The sequence below is a fragment of the Kitasatospora sp. NPDC057542 genome (assembly GCF_042801945.1).
Classification (GTDB): Bacteria; Actinomycetota; Actinomycetes; order Streptomycetales; family Streptomycetaceae; genus Kitasatospora.
The window spans coordinates 1-17,567 of sequence record NZ_JBHVFE010000165.1; the positions used below are offsets into that span (position 1 = coordinate 1).

Annotated in this window: 16 protein-coding genes; 5 read left to right on the forward strand and 11 right to left on the reverse strand. The window is 71.9% G+C overall.

The window, feature by feature from the left end; translation table 11 throughout:
* The 4 genes from ACFU7Y_RS21330 to ACFU7Y_RS21345 all read right to left on the reverse strand — a co-directional run.
* Positions 1–2,794: amino acid adenylation domain-containing protein (locus ACFU7Y_RS21330; RefSeq protein WP_380769285.1), on the reverse strand; the 2,794-nt coding region annotated here is incomplete at its 3' end.
* 104 nt (positions 2,795–2,898) lie between these two features.
* Positions 2,899–3,429 (reverse strand): hypothetical protein, encoded by a 531-nt coding sequence (locus ACFU7Y_RS21335; RefSeq protein ID WP_224278054.1) that lies wholly within the window; start codon positions 3,427–3,429, stop codon positions 2,899–2,901.
* A gap of 309 nt (positions 3,430–3,738) precedes the next feature.
* Positions 3,739–4,086, reverse strand: a complete 348-nt coding sequence (locus ACFU7Y_RS21340; protein WP_224278052.1) for a DUF5132 domain-containing protein — start codon at positions 4,084–4,086, stop codon at positions 3,739–3,741.
* A gap of 461 nt (positions 4,087–4,547) precedes the next feature.
* Entirely contained in the window at positions 4,548–5,054 is a 507-nt protein-coding gene (locus ACFU7Y_RS21345) for a DUF664 domain-containing protein (RefSeq protein WP_380769287.1), read from the reverse strand.
* Between the two features lie 479 nt (positions 5,055–5,533).
* Here ACFU7Y_RS21345 and ACFU7Y_RS21350 point away from each other — a divergent pair, with 479 nt between their 5' ends.
* Positions 5,534–6,214, forward strand: coding sequence for a L,D-transpeptidase family protein (locus ACFU7Y_RS21350; RefSeq protein WP_224278048.1), 681 nt, complete (start codon positions 5,534–5,536; stop codon positions 6,212–6,214).
* 278 nt (positions 6,215–6,492) lie between these two features.
* Here the strand turns inward: ACFU7Y_RS21350 and ACFU7Y_RS21355 are convergent, their stop codons facing one another.
* Together ACFU7Y_RS21355 and ACFU7Y_RS21360 are read right to left on the reverse strand one after the other, a co-directional pair.
* Positions 6,493–7,362 (reverse strand): LLM class flavin-dependent oxidoreductase, encoded by an 870-nt coding sequence (locus ACFU7Y_RS21355; protein WP_224278046.1) that lies wholly within the window; start codon positions 7,360–7,362, stop codon positions 6,493–6,495.
* Positions 7,363–7,553: 191 nt separating this feature from the next.
* Positions 7,554–9,419, reverse strand: coding sequence for a gamma-glutamyltransferase family protein (locus tag ACFU7Y_RS21360; protein WP_380769289.1), 1,866 nt, complete (start codon positions 9,417–9,419; stop codon positions 7,554–7,556).
* Positions 9,420–9,667: 248 nt separating this feature from the next.
* Between ACFU7Y_RS21360 and dnaK the strand changes: the two genes are divergently transcribed.
* A complete protein-coding gene (dnaK, locus tag ACFU7Y_RS21365; RefSeq protein ID WP_380769291.1) occupies positions 9,668–11,521 on the forward strand; it encodes a molecular chaperone DnaK in 1,854 nt (617 codons plus the stop codon).
* Positions 11,522–11,643: 122 nt separating this feature from the next.
* On the opposite strand, the gene ACFU7Y_RS21370 is transcribed toward dnaK, so the two are convergent.
* Together ACFU7Y_RS21370 and ACFU7Y_RS21375 are read right to left on the reverse strand one after the other, a co-directional pair.
* Positions 11,644–11,880, reverse strand: a complete 237-nt coding sequence (locus ACFU7Y_RS21370; RefSeq protein WP_224278043.1) for a DUF6296 family protein — start codon at positions 11,878–11,880, stop codon at positions 11,644–11,646.
* Positions 11,881–12,241: 361 nt separating this feature from the next.
* Positions 12,242–12,616, reverse strand: coding sequence for an STAS domain-containing protein (locus ACFU7Y_RS21375; protein WP_380769293.1), 375 nt, complete (start codon positions 12,614–12,616; stop codon positions 12,242–12,244).
* A gap of 169 nt (positions 12,617–12,785) precedes the next feature.
* On the opposite strand from ACFU7Y_RS21375, the gene ACFU7Y_RS21380 reads away from it, so the two are divergent.
* The 3 genes from ACFU7Y_RS21380 to ACFU7Y_RS21390 all read left to right on the forward strand — a co-directional run bounded on the left by ACFU7Y_RS21380 (position 12,786) and on the right by ACFU7Y_RS21390 (position 14,362).
* Positions 12,786–13,079, forward strand: coding sequence for a helix-turn-helix domain-containing protein (locus tag ACFU7Y_RS21380; RefSeq protein WP_224278041.1), 294 nt, complete (start codon positions 12,786–12,788; stop codon positions 13,077–13,079).
* A 231-nt stretch (positions 13,080–13,310) separates the two neighbouring features.
* A complete protein-coding gene (locus ACFU7Y_RS21385) occupies positions 13,311–13,874 on the forward strand; it encodes a hypothetical protein (RefSeq protein ID WP_224278040.1) in 564 nt (187 codons plus the stop codon).
* Positions 13,871–14,362, forward strand: a complete 492-nt coding sequence (locus ACFU7Y_RS21390) for a hypothetical protein (protein ID WP_224278039.1) — start codon at positions 13,871–13,873, stop codon at positions 14,360–14,362. The genes ACFU7Y_RS21385 and ACFU7Y_RS21390 overlap by 4 nt, the downstream gene beginning before the upstream one ends.
* A gap of 7 nt (positions 14,363–14,369) precedes the next feature.
* Here ACFU7Y_RS21390 and ACFU7Y_RS21395 read toward each other — a convergent pair whose 3' ends face one another.
* The 3 genes from ACFU7Y_RS21395 to ACFU7Y_RS21405 form a co-directional block, all read right to left on the reverse strand.
* The gene (locus tag ACFU7Y_RS21395) at positions 14,370–14,525 is read right to left on the reverse strand and encodes a hypothetical protein (protein ID WP_224278038.1); all 156 of its coding nucleotides are present in this window, start codon (positions 14,523–14,525) and stop codon (positions 14,370–14,372) included.
* Between the two features lie 70 nt (positions 14,526–14,595).
* Positions 14,596–16,398 (reverse strand): thiamine pyrophosphate-requiring protein, encoded by a 1,803-nt coding sequence (locus ACFU7Y_RS21400; RefSeq protein WP_380769296.1) that lies wholly within the window; start codon positions 16,396–16,398, stop codon positions 14,596–14,598.
* A gap of 79 nt (positions 16,399–16,477) precedes the next feature.
* Positions 16,478–17,290 carry a SigB/SigF/SigG family RNA polymerase sigma factor gene (locus ACFU7Y_RS21405; RefSeq protein WP_263454742.1) on the reverse strand — a complete coding sequence of 271 codons (813 nt, stop codon included), beginning with the start codon at positions 17,288–17,290 and terminating at the stop codon, positions 16,478–16,480.
* Between the last annotated feature and the right edge of the window lie 277 nt (positions 17,291–17,567).

Below are 17,567 nucleotides of genomic sequence, written 5' to 3' on the forward strand. Positions count from 1 at the left end.
CCATGTGCTCCGGCAGCCGGTCGCGCAGATGGGACCTGAGCTCACCCGGCTCGGCCGACTCCCCGGCGGCCGGCACCACGTAGGCGACCAGCCGGACCCCGTCGTCGGTCCGGGCCGTCACGGCGGCCTGGGCGATCCGGGGGTGGGCGGTGAGCGCGGCCTCGATCTCGCCGGGCTCGATCCGGAAGCCCCGGATCTTCACCTGATCGTCCGCCCGGCCGAGGAACTCCAGGTTCCCGTCCGAGCCCCACCGCACCAGGTCTCCGGTGCGGTACGCCCGCGCACCGGCCGGCCCGTACGGATCGGCGACGAACCGCCCGGCGGTCAGACCCGGACGATCGAGGTAGCCGCGAGCGACGCCCGCGCCCGCGATGTACAGCTCCCCCGGCACCCCTGCGGGCACCGGCCGGAGCGCGGTGTCCAGCACGTACAGCCGGGCTCCCGCGACCGGACGGCCGATCACCGGGCGCGGGCTCGACGCCACCGGCGCGACGACCGCGTCGACGGTGCACTCGGACGGCCCGTAGAAGTCGAAGCAGGCCACATCGTCGGCTTCCCGCAGTTCCGCCCACAGGTGGTCGGGGACGGCCTCACCGCCCGCCACGACCACCGCCGGACGGTGTTCCTGGTTGCTCAACAGACCGTGCGAGAGCAGGACTTGCAGGTACGACGGGGTGGCGTTGACGAAGTCGATCCGGTGCCGCACGGCGTAGTCGACGAAGGAGGCCGGGTCCGCCCAGGTGTCCAGGTCCAGGACGTGCAGTTCGTGTCCGGAGAAGAGGCCGAACAGCTGGTCCCAGGAGGCGTCGAACGCCGCCGAGGTCGTCAGGGCCAGCCGTGCCCGGTCCCCGAGCAGCGGCTGGAACAGCTCCCGCCACTGGTGGGCGAAGAGGTTCGCCAGGCCGCCGTACGTCGACGCCACGCCCTTGGGCCGTCCGGTGGAGCCGGACGTGTAGACGAGCTGGGCGGTGTGCCGCGGGTCGACGGCCACCGCGGGCTCCACCGCCGGGAGCCCGGCGAGCAGGGCGGCCGTCTCCGGGCCGTCGAGCACGAGCCGCTCGGCGGGGCCGTTCTCCGGCAGCCGGCCCGCGGTGCGGGAGTCGGTCACCAGCAGCACCGGCCGGGCGTCGTCGAGCAGGTACGCGATCCGGGCGGCCGGGTGCTCCGGGTCCACCGGGAGGTAGGCCGCCCCGGTCTTCAGCACGGCCAGAATCGCCACCACCAGCCCGGCCGAACGCGACAGGGCCAGCGCCACCGACCGCTCGGGCCCGGCGCCCCGGGCGATCAGGGCGTGCGCCAGGCGATCGGCCCGGGCGTCGAGCTCGGCGTACGTCAGCGTTTCCTCACCGGACACCACCGCGACCGCGTCCGGTGTCTCGCGCACCCGGGCCCGGAAGTGCTCGGGCAGCGGGGCCGCGGGGGCCTCCGTCGTCGTGCCGGTGCCGAGGGCCAGCAGTTCGCCGTGTTCGTCGGCCCCGATCAGTCCGATACGGCCGACCGCCTCCTGCGGGTCGCAGTCCGTAAGGGTGTCCAGCAGGTCGAGCAACCGCCTTTGGTGAGCGGTGAGTTCGTTCTCCGCGTGCACCTCCGCGTACGCCCCGAGCTCGATCCTCGGACCGTACTCGTCGCGCCCGCCCACCGCCCAGATCGCCAGGTCGTCGGCGGAGGTGCCCAGGGGGGCGGAGACCGTGGCGGGCCGTCCGCCGAAACTCGGCCCGGAACCGAAGGACATGATGTTCACGATCAACGGGAACGCCGTCTCGATCGTGCCGGACCATCCGAGTTCCCGGAGCAGGTCCTCACTGCGGTACCGCTGGTGCGCCAGCGCGGCCGCGACCTCCCGGTCCGCCTGGTCGACCAGTTCCGACCACGACAGATCCGGTCGGACCGACAGACGCAGCGGCACCAGGTTCGACACCGCGCCGGGCGTCGCCGCCAGTACGGTGTCGCCCGCCCGGCCGGTGACGGGCAGGCCGAGCACCACGTCCCGGGCCCCGGTCAGCCGGTGCGCGTACAGCGCCGTCGCCGCGAGCACGAAGCGGGACCAGCGGACCCCCACCCGCTCGGCCGCCCCACGCAGCGCCTCGGCGCGGAACGGTCCGGCCGGCGCGGTGCGCCGGAACCGGGTGGACAGGCCGGCCCGTGGACGGTCCGACAGCCGGGTCGGCGCCGGCCGGTCGGCGAACCGCCCGACCCAGTAGTCACGGTCGGCAAGATACTGTTCCGAGTCGCGGTACGCCACGTCGCCGGCGACCAGCTCTTCCAACGAACCGAACAGGGACGGCGGCACCGGCCTCCCCTCGGCCAGTGCCGTGTACGCCTGCGCCACGCGCCGCCCTACGAGGGCGTACCCGAACCCGTCCATCACCAGGTGGTGGTAGCTCTGGTAGAAGAAGGACCGGTCCGGTGCCAGCGTGATCAGCGCGTAGCTGAACAGCGGGTCGTGGGCGAGGTCCAGGGGCCGGAGCCGGTCCCCGTCCATCCACTCCCGCGCGGCCGCGAACGGCGAGGCCTCACCGCTGACGTCGATGCGGTGAGGCCGCCACTCCACCCGCTCGCGGAGGACCTGGTGCGGGCCCTCGCCGTCCTCGGCGAAGCCCACGTGCAGGGCGTCGACCTCGTCGACCACCCCGCGCAGCGCCGTCTCGAACAGCTCCGGGTCGACCGGCCCGTGGATCTCCAGGAATTCGCCGATCCGGTAGGCCGGAATCGCGGTGCGAGCCCGCTGTTCGGCCAGCCAGATCTCACGCTGGGCCGCCGTCAGGGGAAGGGCGTCGCCGTCGCGACGGGACATGGGGGTACCTCCAGAAGTGTGGGCGGGCGTGTGCGCAGGGCACGCCGGGCCGCGCCGACCGCGGTGGCGTCACACGGTCGGCGAGCGGGCGCGGCTGCCGTGGGTCAGGCGGCGAGCGTGCGCCGGCACTGGTCGACGATGCCGCCGAGCCGGTTCATCCGCAGCATCACTATCCGGGGCAGCCCGATCAGCGGACTGAGCACCTCGAAGCGCAGGGTGCCGTTGCGCACGGCGCCGCCGCCGATCAGCAGGGTGCCGGCCATCGAGGCGGTGGTGCAGACCCGGACGTTCTGTCGGCTGCTCTCCCGGACCGTCTCGCTCAACTCGTCGATGCGCTCGTCCTCGTAGTCCTCGGTGCGGAAGCTCTCGACGGTGGCGCCGGCCTCCAGGCTGTTCACCAGCCGGCTGTGCAGCCTGGCCCGCTGCTCGCCGGAGACGGCGTGGTCGGCCGCGGCCTTGTCCTGGTAGTGGAGCGACCGCCAGGCGATGACCGGCCCGGGCAGGAACGCGATCAAGGCGATCTGCGGTGCCGGTGCGGCGGGCCGGGCCGGTGCCGGGCGTCCCGCTCCGGTCGGGCCCTTCACGACCAGGGCGGTGGCCCTGCCGACGATGCGGCCGACCTCCGCGGCACGCACCCCCGTATCGTGCCGGACGAGCACCGGCTTGACCTCACAGCGCCGGCGGCCCGGAATGACCGAACGCGGGCTTACGTCCAAATCCACGGAGTGGAATCCGGATGCGACACCCGGTAGCGATGACATGTGTACGATCACCTGTTTGCGGAGGTCGCGAAAACCGTCATGGGCAGGGCGGATTACGGCGACGGAGCGGGAATTCTGGACGGCGAACTGCGACGGCCGACAGGGCTGCGGTCGGCCGCCGCCCGGGCATGCTCCTTCGAAATCGAATGTGCGCCAGGCGGCGGCCGGAACCCGAACCGGCCGTCAGTACGCCCTTCCGGCACCTGCGGTCGCGCGGATCCTCGGGGCCCTCGCGCCCCCCTCGGTCCGGTCGACGGCCTCGCTCTCGGTGCTGTTCTCGGCAGCACGCTGACCGTCAGCCGAACGGGTTCCGGTGTCACCGGCGGCGATCTGAGCCGTCACCACGTCGGCAGCGACCTCGGCCGCGAGGTCGTGGATGTTCTCCCCGGCCTCGTGGGCCGCCTTCTTCACCTCCATCGCGATGCCGACGGACGTCTTGACGACGCCACGCACCAGCGGCTTGAGCAGACGCTTGGCCAGTGGGGCGACGATGAGACCGACCAGGAACGGCGGGACTACGGGCGGCACCATGCTCCATCCTCTCTACGCAGACGCATGACGGGGACCCCGGTCACTGCGAACACCGGAGCGGCGCACAGCCGGGCGGACAAAAGCATTCCACCTCGGAATCCGATATTCACTTATCGAACCGGATTCCCGGACACCGGCGCTCCGCCCGGTCTCCGAGCTACCGTAGTCGAATCATGTCCATCTGAGCCAAAACGCCTCCACCGGTTCACTCCTGCGAGTGTTCAAGGCCTTCCCAAGCGACCTGAATTGCCATGCTCCCATATTCGGAGTAGTACGATGACCGGCTTTTCATGCCCACTAAAAACGACAGGGTCTCAATGGAGCACCTCAAGTGCCGGCACCACCACCCCGTCGAGTTTCACTTCCGATGAGCATCCATAGCCCGCCGGTGTTCGGGGTTCTCGAAGTCGAAGCGGCAGCCGGCGTCCCACGCACCCCGCCTCGCCTTGGGCCGCGGGCCGTCAGCGCCGGGCCAGCAGGCCTCGAACGTAAGCCGCCTGGCCGACGTGCTGGAGGTCGTCGGCGATCACACTGATCAGACGCACCCCCAGGGTGACCGGGGGCTGCCACGACTCGTCGACGATCCGGGCGAGGGACCGGTTGTCGAGGCCGCGCACGTAGTCGACGGTCCGTGCGTGGACGGCCTCGTGGTAGCCCACGAGAAGGTCGGCGGTGGCGGTGACCTTGGCGACCTGCGCGGCTCGGTGCCCGTAGCCGGTGGACGGCGCGGCGAACGGCAGGGCGAACCGGCCCGCCCAGCCGTCGGCGGTCCACACCTGTTCGCGGTCGGCCGCGTCGGCGAGGTGGTCGTCCTGCACCCGGGTGAGGTGCCAGACCAGCCAGGCGATCGAGTTGGCCGAGTCCTGCACCCGGAACGCCAACTGCTCCGGAGTCAGGCCGTCGACGACGTCGGCGACCGTGTCACGGATCCGGTCGAACGCGTCCACGAGAAGATCGGTGCTGGTCACACCGGCCACTGTCGCCTCCCGGTCGAGTACCCCGTCCCACCGGCGGCGTGGCGGGTCACGCGCCGCACCGACGATTGTGTCCCGCCCGTGGAGCCCCGGCCACCCGGGCCCGACGCGCCGCCGCCCGGGCAGCCTCCGGGGCGGGGGCCGATCCGGTCCGCCTTTCGTCTCGGCATTGCGGACACTCCCGGCCCGTCGGCGTGCGGCGCCGTCCATCCCTCCGCCGCGTCCACAGCCCGGCGGTGTCGGTGCTGGCGCGGCTGCCCCGGCGAGCCGATCATGGCCCTGGCGTGGCCGGTACCACCCCGGGTGGGGACGGCCGGCCAAGGCACCACCCGATGGCACGCGGTGGAACTCCGCCTCCGCCCACCGCGGGGCCGTCCCCACCGCTTCGCCCGTGTCGTCCACACCAGAAGGGCCCCTCCATGGCCGCCTCCCGGACACTCCCCGCCGACCGCCGTGGCTCGGCACCGCGTTGCGTGAGCGCGGCCCTCGCGCTCGGTGTCGCCGTCACACTGACCGGTGCAGGCCCCGCCCCGAGGGCATGGGCCGACGACGGCCCGTTCCCCGTACCGGTGACAGCCGGCCAGGCCGACCAGGTGATCACGGTCAAGGCGGACGGCACCCGCGCCACCGTGACCCTGTGGGTTCGCCAGGACGGCGTCTGGCGGTCCCTCGACTCCACCACCGAGGCGCGCATCGGGTCCGGCGGCGTGCACGACGGCCCCACCCGCATCCAGGGGACCGGGACCACACCGACCGGCACGTACACCATCACCCGGGCCTTCGGCATCTCCCCTGACCCGGGCACGAGGATGCCCTACCACCACGTCACCACGCACGACTGGTGGGTCCAGGACCCCTCCTCCGCCTACTACAACCGCATGCGCACCGACACCGAGGGCGGCTTCCACCTCACCGAACAGGGCCCCCTCGGCAGCGAACACCTCATCAACTACCCCGTCCAGTACGACAACGTCCTGGTGATCGACTTCAACACCTCCCCCGTGGTGAAGGGCCGCGGCGCCGGCATCTTCCTCCACGACCTCGGCCCCCAAGCCGGCGCCACCGCCGGCTGCGTCGCCGTCCCCGCCGCCTTCATGGCCCGGACGATGCAGTGGATCGACCCCGGCAACCACCCCGTCATCGCGATCGGTTAGACACCCCCGAGCCCACCCCAGGACGGCACCTCCCGCCCAGCTCCCCCGCCGAGCGCGACCCACGTCAGAAATCTTCACGGGGGTAGGCTCCCCGACCACCATCGCTGCGGCGTGCCGAGCCCTCTTCGGCCTCGACGCCTGTCGGACCCGGCGGGCGGCGGACGCCCTCCCGGCCACCGTAACGGCGGGCGGAACGGCCGGACGACCGGAGCGGCGGGTGGGGGGAGCCGCCACCCGGCGCTGACCTCCCCCGCCGGGTCGACGGCGCGCAGCGCTCCTCAGCCGGTCAGCACTGCCAGCACTTCGCGCAGCTGCGTGAGCGGCTCCGGGCCGCAGATCCGGAGCACCACCGTCTGCGTGCCCGCATCCCCGAGTGCCCGGAGCGCTGCCGCGGCCTCAGCCGCCGTGCCCCCGGCCGCGAAGGTCTGCGGCTCCTCGCGTCCCAGCCACTGCGCGTGCCCGGCGACGGCCTCCCGCAAGGCCGGCGCCGCCGCGTCGCCTACGCCCAAGAACGTGAACACGGTGATCGTGTAGTCCGCACCCGCGCCGCCCCGCTCCGCGGCCGCGCGAACCGCACGCAGGTCATCCGGGCCGTGGCCCTCGGCCACCAGCGTGCCTTGCGCAGCACGGCCGGCCAGCTCCAGCGACTTGGGCGAGACGACGCCCGCGACCACCGGCGGGATCGCGTCCTTCGCCGGCGGGTGGACCAACTCCACCCCGTCGATCCGCAGTTCGCGACCCGCCATGGTGACACGCTCGCCACCCAGCAAGTCGCGCACGGCGGTCAGGGTCTCCTCCAGCAGCGCCAGCGGAGACCGCGGGGCAACGCCGACCTGCCGCATCCACTCCCGCACGCCGTGGCCGATCCCGGCCACAAGGCGGCCGGGGAAGACCCTGGCCAGGGTCGCCACCTCCATCGCCAGCAGTGCGGGGCTGCGCAAGGGCGCGGGCGCGATCCCGATACCGACCCGCAGCCGCTCCGTCGCGCCAAGGGCGACCGCCGCCGCCGAGATCCCGCCGTTCCACCCCAGGTCCTCGACAACCCACAGGTCGTCCACCCCGAGCGCCTCGACCTCCCGTGCGAACGCGGGCAGCCCGGCCGGGTCCCAGGAGCGGTCATACATCACACCGATACGAAGGGTCGTCATAAGTGATCAAGCTAGTCCCATGCATCGGCCCATGGCGAGTGCGGATGTACCGACCGCTGAACCCGGTGGGCCCCCGCCTCAAGGCCTGCGCCCAAACGCCACCCGAGCCTGCCCGGCCCGCCACCGCCGCAACCGCAGCGCGGCTTCGTCGTCACTCCCCCGCCCGCCGCAGTAGAACCGGCGGTGCCTGGTCACCGTCCGGCCGCGTAGCCCTGCATGCCCCGCGGGTCCGCGGCAGCCGACAGGAGCCCGGTACGCGGATCGCGGGCCACCGCGCAGACGCGGCCCTCGCTCCACGGCCCGGCGACCCGCACACGGTGCCGGCGCCGGCGCAGTTCGGTGATGGCGGCATCCCCGATCCGCGATTCGACGACGACCCGGGCCGGGTCCATGGCGTGCGGGTGGAACGAGGACGGGAAACCCTCCTGATGCCAGTTCGGAGCGTCGACGGCGCCCTGCAGGTCGAGGCCGCCGCGCACAGCCGGGCGCAGGGCGACGGCCAGGAAGAAGTGCAGGGTCCACTGGTCCTGGGCGTCGCCGCCCGGAGTGCCGAACGCCAGCACCGGCTCGCCGTCCCGCAGCGCCAGCGAGGGGGACAGGGTCGTGCGCGGACGGCGGCCGGGGGTGAGGGAGTTGGGCAGCCCCGGTTCGAGCTGGGCCATCTGGAGACGCGTCCCGAGCGGGAAGCCCAGCTCCGGGACGACGGGGCTGGACTGCAACCAGCCGCCACTGGGCGTGGCGGAGACCATGTTGCCCCAGCGGTCGACCACATCGACGTGGCAGGTGTCGCCGTTGGTAGCCCCGTCGGCGGCGATGGTCGGCCCGACCTGGTCACCCGGGGCACCCGGGTCGGTGACGCTCGGGCCGGTGACGCTCGGCTCGCCACCGCCGAGCGCCATCGCCCAGTCTCCGGTCCGCGGTGCGGCAACCGCGCGCCGACCGAGCCGCGGCGGCCGGCCGCCGGGTCGGCCGGGGCGCAGCTCGGCTGAGGCGAACTCTCCGATCAGCGAGCGGCGTTCGGCACTGTAGGCGGGATCGAGCAGGTCCGCCATGGCGACCTCGGCGTGTTCGGTGTTGTCGCCGTACCAGGCCTCCCGGTCCGCCATCGCCAGCTTGCCGCCCTCGATCAGCGCGTGGAGGTACTCCGGTCCGCCGTACTCCGGGCCGTCCTGTCCGAACTGGTCCGGAAGCAGGGCGAGCTGCTGGAGGAAGACCGGCCCCTGGCTCCACAGCCCCGGCTTGCAGACCGTCCAGCCGCCCCACTCGTAGCTGACCGGCTCCTCGTACGTCGCCTCGAAGGCCGCGAGATCGTCGGCCGTGAGCACCCCGGCGTGCGGCACGCCCGAGGTGTCCATCGCCGGCCGCGCGGCGAACTCGGCCAGCGCGGCCGCGACGAACCCCTGTCGCCAGACCCGCCGCGCCGCGTCGATCTGCTGCTCCCGCCCTGCCCCGGCGGACTCCGCCTCCGCCAGCAGCCGCCTCCACGTGGCGGCGAGACCTGCATTGCGCAGCAGCGCACCCGCGGTGGGCGGGCGGCCGTCCGGCAGGTAGAGCGCCGCCGAGCTCGGCCAGTGCCGCTCGAACTGCTCGCGCACCGCCACGACCGCCGCCCCGATGGCCGGCAGCGCCGGATGTCCGTGCGCCGCATAGCCGATGGCGTACCGGAGCACCTCGGACAGGCGTTTGGTGCCGTGGTCGCGGAGCAGCAGCAGCCAGGCGTCGAACGCGCCGGGGACGGCGGCGGCCAACGGCCCGGTGCCGGGCACCTCGTCCAGGCCGAGCGCGGTGTAGTGCCCGATGGTGGCTCCGGCGGGTGCTCCGCCCTGGCCGCAGAGCACCTGCGGACGTCCCCCCGCCGGGGCGAGGATGATCGGCACCTCACCGGCCGGCCCGTTCATGTGCGGTTCGACCACCTGGAGCGTGAACCCCGCGGCCGCGGCGGCGTCGAAGGCGTTCCCGCCGTCCTCCAGAACCGCCATCGCCGCCGCGGTGGCCAGCCAGTGGGACGAAGCCGCCATACCGAAAGTGCCCTGCAGAGTCGGACGGGTGGTGAACATGCGGGTCCTCCTTGAGTTCGGCCCGGCTGTCAGGGATCCCTACCCGGCGATCCCCCGGCTTGAAAGGAGCGCTGGTCGCGGTTCTCGCCGGGGGCTGATCCCGGCGTCATCGGGGCTGCACGGCACGCCGCGTCAGCCGATCACCGACCTCGCGGGCGATGGCGAACCTGACCGTCGACAGGCCCGGAGCTCACGTTTTGCTCCTCCTCCTGAGGTAAGGCGCACAGAGCAGGAAAGGAGGCCTGGCGATGACACGCGCGGTTGGTATCGATCTGGGGACGACGAACTCGGTGGTCTGCGTGCTGGAGGGCGGCGAGCCGGCCGTCATCGCGAACACCGAGGGTGCGCGGACCACTCCGTCAGTGGTGGCGTTCGGCAAGGGGGGCGAAGTGCTGGTCGGCGAGGTCGCCAAGCGGCAGGCGGTGACCAACGTGGATCGCACGGCCCGCTCGGTGAAGCGGCACATGGGCGAGGGCGACTGGCGCTTCCCGGAGAAGAGCGAGGTGGACGGCAAGCGCTACACCGCTCAGGAGATCTCGGCCCGGGTGCTGCAGAAACTCAAGCGGGACGCCGAGGCCTATCTCGGCGAGGGCGTGACCGACGCCGTGATCACGGTGCCCGCGTACTTCAACGACTCCCAGCGCACCGCGACCAAGGAGGCCGGCGAGATCGCGGGCCTGAACGTGCTGCGGATCATCAACGAGCCGACCTCCGCCGCCCTCGCCTACGGGCTGGACAAGGAGAACGAGCAAACGGTGCTGGTCTTCGACCTCGGCGGCGGCACCTTCGACGTCTCCCTGCTGGAGATCGGCGAGGGCGTGGTCGAGGTGAAGGCCACCAACGGTGACACCCACCTCGGCGGCGACGACTGGGACCAGCGCGTCGTCGACCACCTGGTCAAGCAGTTCAGGAACGGCTACGGCATCGACCTGTCCAAGGACAGGATGGCGGTCCAGCGCCTGCGCGAGGCCGCCGAGAAAGCGAAGATCGAACTGTCCGCCGCCAGCGAGACGACGATCAACCTGCCGTACATCACCGCCTCGGCCGACGGCCCACTGCACCTGGACGAGAGGCTCACCCGCGCCCAGTTCCAGCAGCTCACCGCCGACCTGCTGGACCGCTGCGAGGGGCCGTTCCACCAAGCCGTGAAGGACGCGAGGATCAAGCTCGCCGACATCGACCACGTGATCATGGTCGGCGGCTCCACCCGGATGCCGGCCGTCACCGACCTGGTGAGGAAGCTCACCGGCAAGGACCCGCACAAGGGCGTCAACCCGGACGAGGTGGTGGCCATCGGCGCCGCGCTGCAGGCGGGCGTGCTGAAGGGCGAGGTCAAGGACGTCCTGCTGCTGGACGTCACCCCGCTGTCCCTGGGCATCGAGACCAAGGGCGGCATCATGACCAGGCTGATCGAGCGCAACACCACGATCCCGACCAGGCGCTCGGAGGTCTTCACGACCGCCGACGACAATCAGCCCTCGGTGACCGTGCAGGTCTACCAGGGCGAGCGGGAGATCGCCGCGTACAACAAGAAGCTCGGCATGTTCGAGCTGACCGGCCTGCCGCCGGCGCCGCGCGGCCTGCCGCAGATCGAGGTCACCTTCGACATCGATGCCAACGGCATCATGCACGTCGGCGCGAAGGACCTCGGTACCGGCCGGGAACAGAAGATGACCGTCACCGGCGGCTCCTCCCTGCCCAGGGAGGAGATCGACCGGATGATGCGCGAGGCCGAACAGCACGCCGAGGAGGACCGCCGTCGGCGCGAGACCGCGGAGACCCGCAACCAGAGCGAGCAACTCGTCTACACGACCGAGAAGTTCCTCCAGGACAACCAGGACAGGATCCCGGCCGATGTGAGGAGCGAGGTCGAAGCAGCCCTTGTGGAACTCAAGGACGAGCTCAAGGGCCAGGACGCCGCCGCGATCCGCACGGCGAGCGAGAAGCTCGCCCAGGTCAGCCAGAAGCTCGGCCAGGCCGTCTACGCCCAGGCCACCCCCGGTGCGCCGAGCGGCGGCGCAGGCGGCCCACAGGCCGACGACCAGGAAGTCGTGGACGCCGAGATCGTCGATGAGGACGAGCGCAAGGGAGGCACCCCGTGACCACGCCGCTGCGGCCACACGGGTAACCCGAGAGGCAGCGCATCCGACTGCCCGTCGGCACGGTCCGGGCGATCATGGCCGAGGCCGCCCGGTGCATGCGGGCGGCCTCGCGGACGGCGGTCTCACGGCAGTTCAACGGCGTGCAGGCACGAGCGCTGCGGGCCGTCGGCGGGTGCGTCGAGGACCGTGGCGACTTCGCCCCTGATCTCCACGCGCAGATCACCGTCCGTGCTCTCCCACACGGGGCTGCCGTCCGGCCCGGTCTCCTCGGTGACGTGGACCACGACGACGGTGGGCGGGCCGTGGCTACCCACCGGCCCGGGCAGCGTCACCGCATAGCGGCGGTTGAGGCTGCTCATGGACTCGCCTCCTGTCCGTTTCCCCGCCCTGTGCCGCCGGTTCTCCTCCCCGCCCGGGCTCCTGGCCACGACGGAAGGAGCTGGTGGACACGGGGCCCTCGGCACAGTTCTGCCCACCCGAAGAGCTCAGGCGACCTCGTCGGGTGGGTGCGGTGGGACCCGTCCGGCTACCCGACGCCGGGCCCCGGCAAACGGCATCCAGGTTCCGATACGCCCGGACCGGTAGGCCGCTCCGGCGGAGGAGACCGAGAACCCGACCGACCGAGGCTGCCATGACCGCGTTCGGCTACTTCCTGTCCTGCGAGGAGTTCACCCCCGCCCAGGTGCTGGACGGCTACCCGATGGCGCCGGGGCCATGCGCTCAGACGGGCGGCGGGCGCAGCGGGTGGAGCCGCAGAGCGTCGTAGACGGTGGCGTGAACGGCGAACAGTGCCGCGGTGTCGGTGAGCTCCAGGACCCTCAGGGTCCGCTGCGAGGGGGCGATCAGCACGAGTGTGACGTCCTCCGCCACAGCCCGCAGCCGGGCGGCCAGGAGCATGTTGAGGCCGGTCGCGGTGAACAGCTCCACGCCGGCCAGGTCGACCGCGAGCAGGGCCGGACGCTGGTCGAGTGCGGCGCCCAGCGCCTGGGCGGCAACCGGTTCGCTGTCCAGGATCATGTCCCCGGTGAAGGAACACACCAGCGCGTGGCCCACCCGGACGGTCTCCGACTTCAGACAGGGCAGAGCAATGCTCATCGGGTCCACACGCACCATCTCCAGACGGGGGACCACCGCACGGATCGGCCGCGACAACGATGCGACTGCGGTACCTCCACTGTTCGCCCGTTTGCCCGACATGTCAACCATTGCGCGAATTCGCTGTCGCGCTTAGGCAGCCGTGAAACGAAGGTCTTATCGTGGAGACATGGACACCGGTACGGCCACCGAGCGGCAGTGGACCTTCCTGACCAACCACGCCCGCGTCCTGGTCCAGATCGCCCGCGATCCCGGCATCCGCGTACGCGACATCGCCACCCGCTGCCTGCTCACCGAACGCGCCGTCCAGCGCATCATCACCGACCGCGAACAGGCCGGGTACCTCAGCCACGAACGCCGCGGCCGCGCCAACCACTACAGCGTCATCGCCAGTGAACAACTGCGCCACCCCGCCGACGCCGGCCCCACCGTCGCCGAGCTCCTCGCCGCGCTCCTGCGCTGACACCCACCGACGGACAACAGCGCCGGACACCAGGATCGCCCCTCCGACGACGTCGAACCGCCCCTGCGTCAGATGCGCTGGACCGACACGGCGATCAGGATCGTCGCATCCCGGGTGCTCGTCGACCTCCGATCACATGTCCGGCCCACATGCCCGATTCCTTCCGAAAGCAACGTTTTGAACCCCCTGTCCAGGGCAGCGGCTCGGTAACGAAGAAGCAAGGAGGGCCGGATGTCGACAGGAGATCTCATCGCCATCATCGTGCCGGCCGCCGTCGTGCTGATCCTCGTCGCCGCGGCACTGTGGTTCGTCAACCGCCGCCACCGGCTGCGGGAACGCTTCGGCCCCGAGTACGAACGGACGATAAGCCAGTCGGACAGCCGGCTGGCAGCAGAACGCGAGCTACGGGACCGCGAGCTACGCCACCGGGAACTGGACATCAAGCCGCTGCCGGCCGAGGCGAGGCAGCGCTACGCAAGCGACTGGACCCAGGTGCAGCAGGAGTTCGTCGACCGGCCCGGTCAGGCGGTCCAGAACGCCGACCGCCTGGTCACGACGGTCATGCGGGACCGCGGGTACCCGACGGAGGACTACGACCAGCGGCTGCGCGACCTGTCGGTCGAGCACAGCCGCACCCTGGAGCACTACCGCGTCGCACACGCCGTCAACACCCAGGCCGGCCGCGGCGATGCCACAACCGAGGAGCTGCGGGGCGCGATGGTGCACTACCACGCGCTGTTCGACGCACTCCTCGACGGAGGAACGGAACGAGACCGAACGGAGGGACCGAGATGAGGCACATGAGACACGACGACCAACGGGCGTCCACCGAGGACATCGCAGCGGGCGCGAGCTCGATCAAGGAGGCGGACACACCGGAGCGGCCCGTCTACCCCGGCGAGGCCACCACGACCGAGTCACCCCCGGACGAGACCGCAGGACATCCGACCGGCGGGGCGGCGGAGGGCGACATCCCCGACGGCGAGGGTCGGCGGAAAGCCGAGGGGGAGGGCGAGGAGTCGCTTCTGCCGCCGGACGACGCGGACGAACTGCGCGACCGCTGGCGGCAGGTGCAGACGCGCTTCGTCGACGATCCCCGCGAGGCCGTCAGCAGTGCCGACGAACTGGTCGCCGATCTGATGCGGCGCCTGGCCGAGAACTTCGCGGGCCGGAAGCGCACTCTGGAGAACCAGTGGAACCGTGACGGCAAGGCCGACACCGAGGAGCTGCGGGTCACGCTGCAGCAGTACCGCGTCTTCTTCGACCGGTTGCTCAGCACCTGAGGGCCGGTCACCAGAGAGCGGCGGCTCGGGTCCGCGAGGCGCCGCGGGCACACGCGGGGCCGGTCGGAGGGGGCCCGGAGGTGTGCGGGCCGCTGGCGGCCTCGGCGAGGACCAGCCGGCCGGCCCGGTCGTGCTCCAGGTAGATCTCGGCGGCGGTGACCACCGAGCCGGCGGAGGTGGCCAGGGCGAGCTAGCGCTGGAACCGCCCGGTGCGCACGTTGCGCAGTGCGAGCTCAATGGCGCCCATGACGGCCTCCGAAGGGCAGGAGCTCCTGGAGCTTGGCCCTGAAGCCCTGGCGGACCATCGCCGCGCGGTCGTCGTCCGCGCGCAGCACGGACGCGGCGGCGGCCTCGATCTGGTCCCAGCTCGCGTGCGGTGGGATCGGCGGGACGGCCGGGTCGGTGCGCAGCTCCAGGAGGAACGGGCGGTCGGCGTCGAGGGCGTGCTGCCAGCCGCCGGGTACGTCGTCGGGCGCGATGGCCCGCACGGCGGCCAGGCCGAGGGTGCGGGCGAAGGCCGCGTAGTCGACGTCGGGGAGCTCCTGGGAGGGCAGGAAGCTCGGGGCGCCCTGCATGGCCCGCATCTCCCAGGTGACCTGGTTGAGGTCTCGGTTGTTGAGCACCGCCACCACCAGGCGCGGGTCGTCCCACTGCTGCCAGTACTTGGCGACGGTGATGAGTTCGGCGAGGCCGTTCATCTGCATCGCGCCGTCGCCGACGATCGCGATCGCGGGCCGGTCCGGATGGGCGAACTTGGCACCGATCGCATAGGGCACGCCCGGGCCCATGGTGGCCAGGGTGCCGGACAGTGTGCCGCGCATCCGGCCGCGGAAGCGCAGGTGGCGGGCGTACCAGGTGGCGGCGGAGCCGGAGTCGGCGGTGACCATGGCGTCGTCGGGCAGCAGGTGGTCGAGGGCATGGATCGCGTACTCGGGGTTGATCGGGTCGGCCTCGACCTCGGCCCGCCGCTCCATCACCTCCCACCAGCGCTCGGTGTTGTCGCAGACGGTGCGCTGCCAGTCGCGGTCCTCCTTGCGGACCAGCAGCGGCAGCAGCGCGTCCAGCGTGCGGGCGGCGTCGCCGACCAGGTTGACCTCGTACGGGTAGCGCAGCCCGACCATGAACGGGTCGAGGTCGATCTGCACGCCCCTGGCCTGCCCGAACTCGGGCAGGAACTGTGTGTACGGGAAGGAGGAGCCGACGGTCAGCAGGGTGTCGCAGTCGCGCATCAGCTCGTAGGAGGGGCGGGTGCCGAGCAGGCCGATCGACCCGGTGACGTACGGCAGCACGTCGGGCAGCGCGTCCTTGCCGAGCAGCGCCTTGGCGACGCCCGCGCCGAGCAGTTCGGCGGTCTCCTGGACCTGCCGGCGGGCGTTCCGGGCCCCTTGCCCGACCAGCATCGCGACCTTGCGGCCGGCGTTGAGCACCTCGGCCGCCCGACGCAGCTCACCGTCCTCCGGGATGATCGTCCACTGTGGAGCGCCCAGGCTGGAGGGCACCATCTTGAAGGCGTGCTCCGGCGGGCTGTAGTCCAGTTCCTGGACGTCTGCGGGCACGATGACGGCGGTGACCGTGCGCCGGGCGGCCGCGGTGCGCATCGCCCGGTCCAGCACGTTGGGCAGCTGCTCGGGGACGGTCACCATCTGGCAGTACTCGGCGGCCACGTCCTTGAACAGGCTCAGCAGGTCGACCTCCTGCTGGTAGGAGCCGCCCATCGCACTGCGGTCGGTCTGCCCGACGATCGCGACCACCGGCACGTGGTCCAGCTTGGCGTCGTACAGCCCGTTGAGCAGGTGGATCGCGCCCGGTCCGGACGTCGCCGCGCACACGCCGGTGTGCCCGGAGAACTTGGCGTAGCCGACGGCCTCGAACGCGGCCATCTCCTCGTGCCGGGCCTGGACGAAGACGGGGTCGTTGTCGGCCCGGCCCCAGGCCGCGAGCAGTCCGTTGATGCCGTCGCCGGGATAGCCGAAGACGTACTCGACGTCCCAGGCGCGCAGTCGTTCCAGGATGTGGTCGGAAACCTTCGGGGACACGGTGCTCCTCCTTCGTCCGGGGCCCCCCGCAGGGCGGCTATCCGCTGCGGGGGGCCGGAAACACCGGTGAAGAGGAATCTCAGTGCGGTTCCCGGGGTTCCTCGTCCGTCCAGCCGGGGGCGTCGCGGTCCTCCAGCTGCTCACGCAGGCGGGTCAGGGTGGTGCTGAGCAGGCGGGAGACGTGCATCTGCGAGACGCCGATGCGCTCGGCGATCTCGGACTGGGTCATTCCGTCCCAGAAGCGGAGCTTGAGCACCAGCTGTTCCCGCTCGGGCAACCCGGCCAGCAGCGGCCGGACGGCGGTGCGGAAGTCCGCGAGTTCGATGCCTGGGTCGCAGCCACCGAGCCGGTCCACCAGCGCGCTGCCACTCTCGTCGGCGTCCTGGTCCCGCAGCGCGTCCAGCGAGCTGGGGTGGTGGACCCGGCCCGCGACCAGCCCTTCGGTGGCCTGCTCGACGCTCAGGTGCAGGTCCTCGGCGATCTCCTCCGGCCGTGGGAGGCGGCCGAGCTCCTGCTCCAGCCGGTCCGAGCCGCGGGCCACCGTCAGGTACAGCTCCTGCATGCCGCGCGGCACCCGCACCGGCCAGGAGGTGTCGCGGAAGAACCGCTTGATCTCCCCGGCGATGGTGGGGATGGCGAAGGTGACGAACTCGACACCACGGCCCGGGTCGAATCCGTCGACGGCCTTGATCAGGCCGATCGTGCCGACCTGCAGGATGTCCTCCATGTCCTCCGAGCGGTGCCGGAATCGGGCCGCGATGAACCGGACCAGGGGCATGTTGAGCTCGATGATCGTGCCGCGCACGTAGCTGTAGGCGTGGGTCTCCCGGGCGAGCCCGGCCAGGCGCTCGAACAGCGCGTCGCTGAGCTCGCGCGCCTCGAACTTTCCCATACGGCGAAGCTCGGCCTCGGAGGGCCGAGCGGGCAGGCCCGGCGGGACACCCGACGGCACGGTGGTCACGTAGCCGGGTCGGTGGCCTGTTTCCGGATCCGTCTTCAGGGGCGTGGACACGGCGGCTCTCCTGAGCATCGGGATGAGCTCCCGGCGCCGCGAGCGGCTCGCGCTCGCACAGCACGCGGGCTTCCTCCCCCAGGACCCGTGCCCGGCTTCGTCAGGCGGCGGCCCTGGTGCCACCCGGTGGGTGGGGAACGGCCGGCGGATCAGCGGC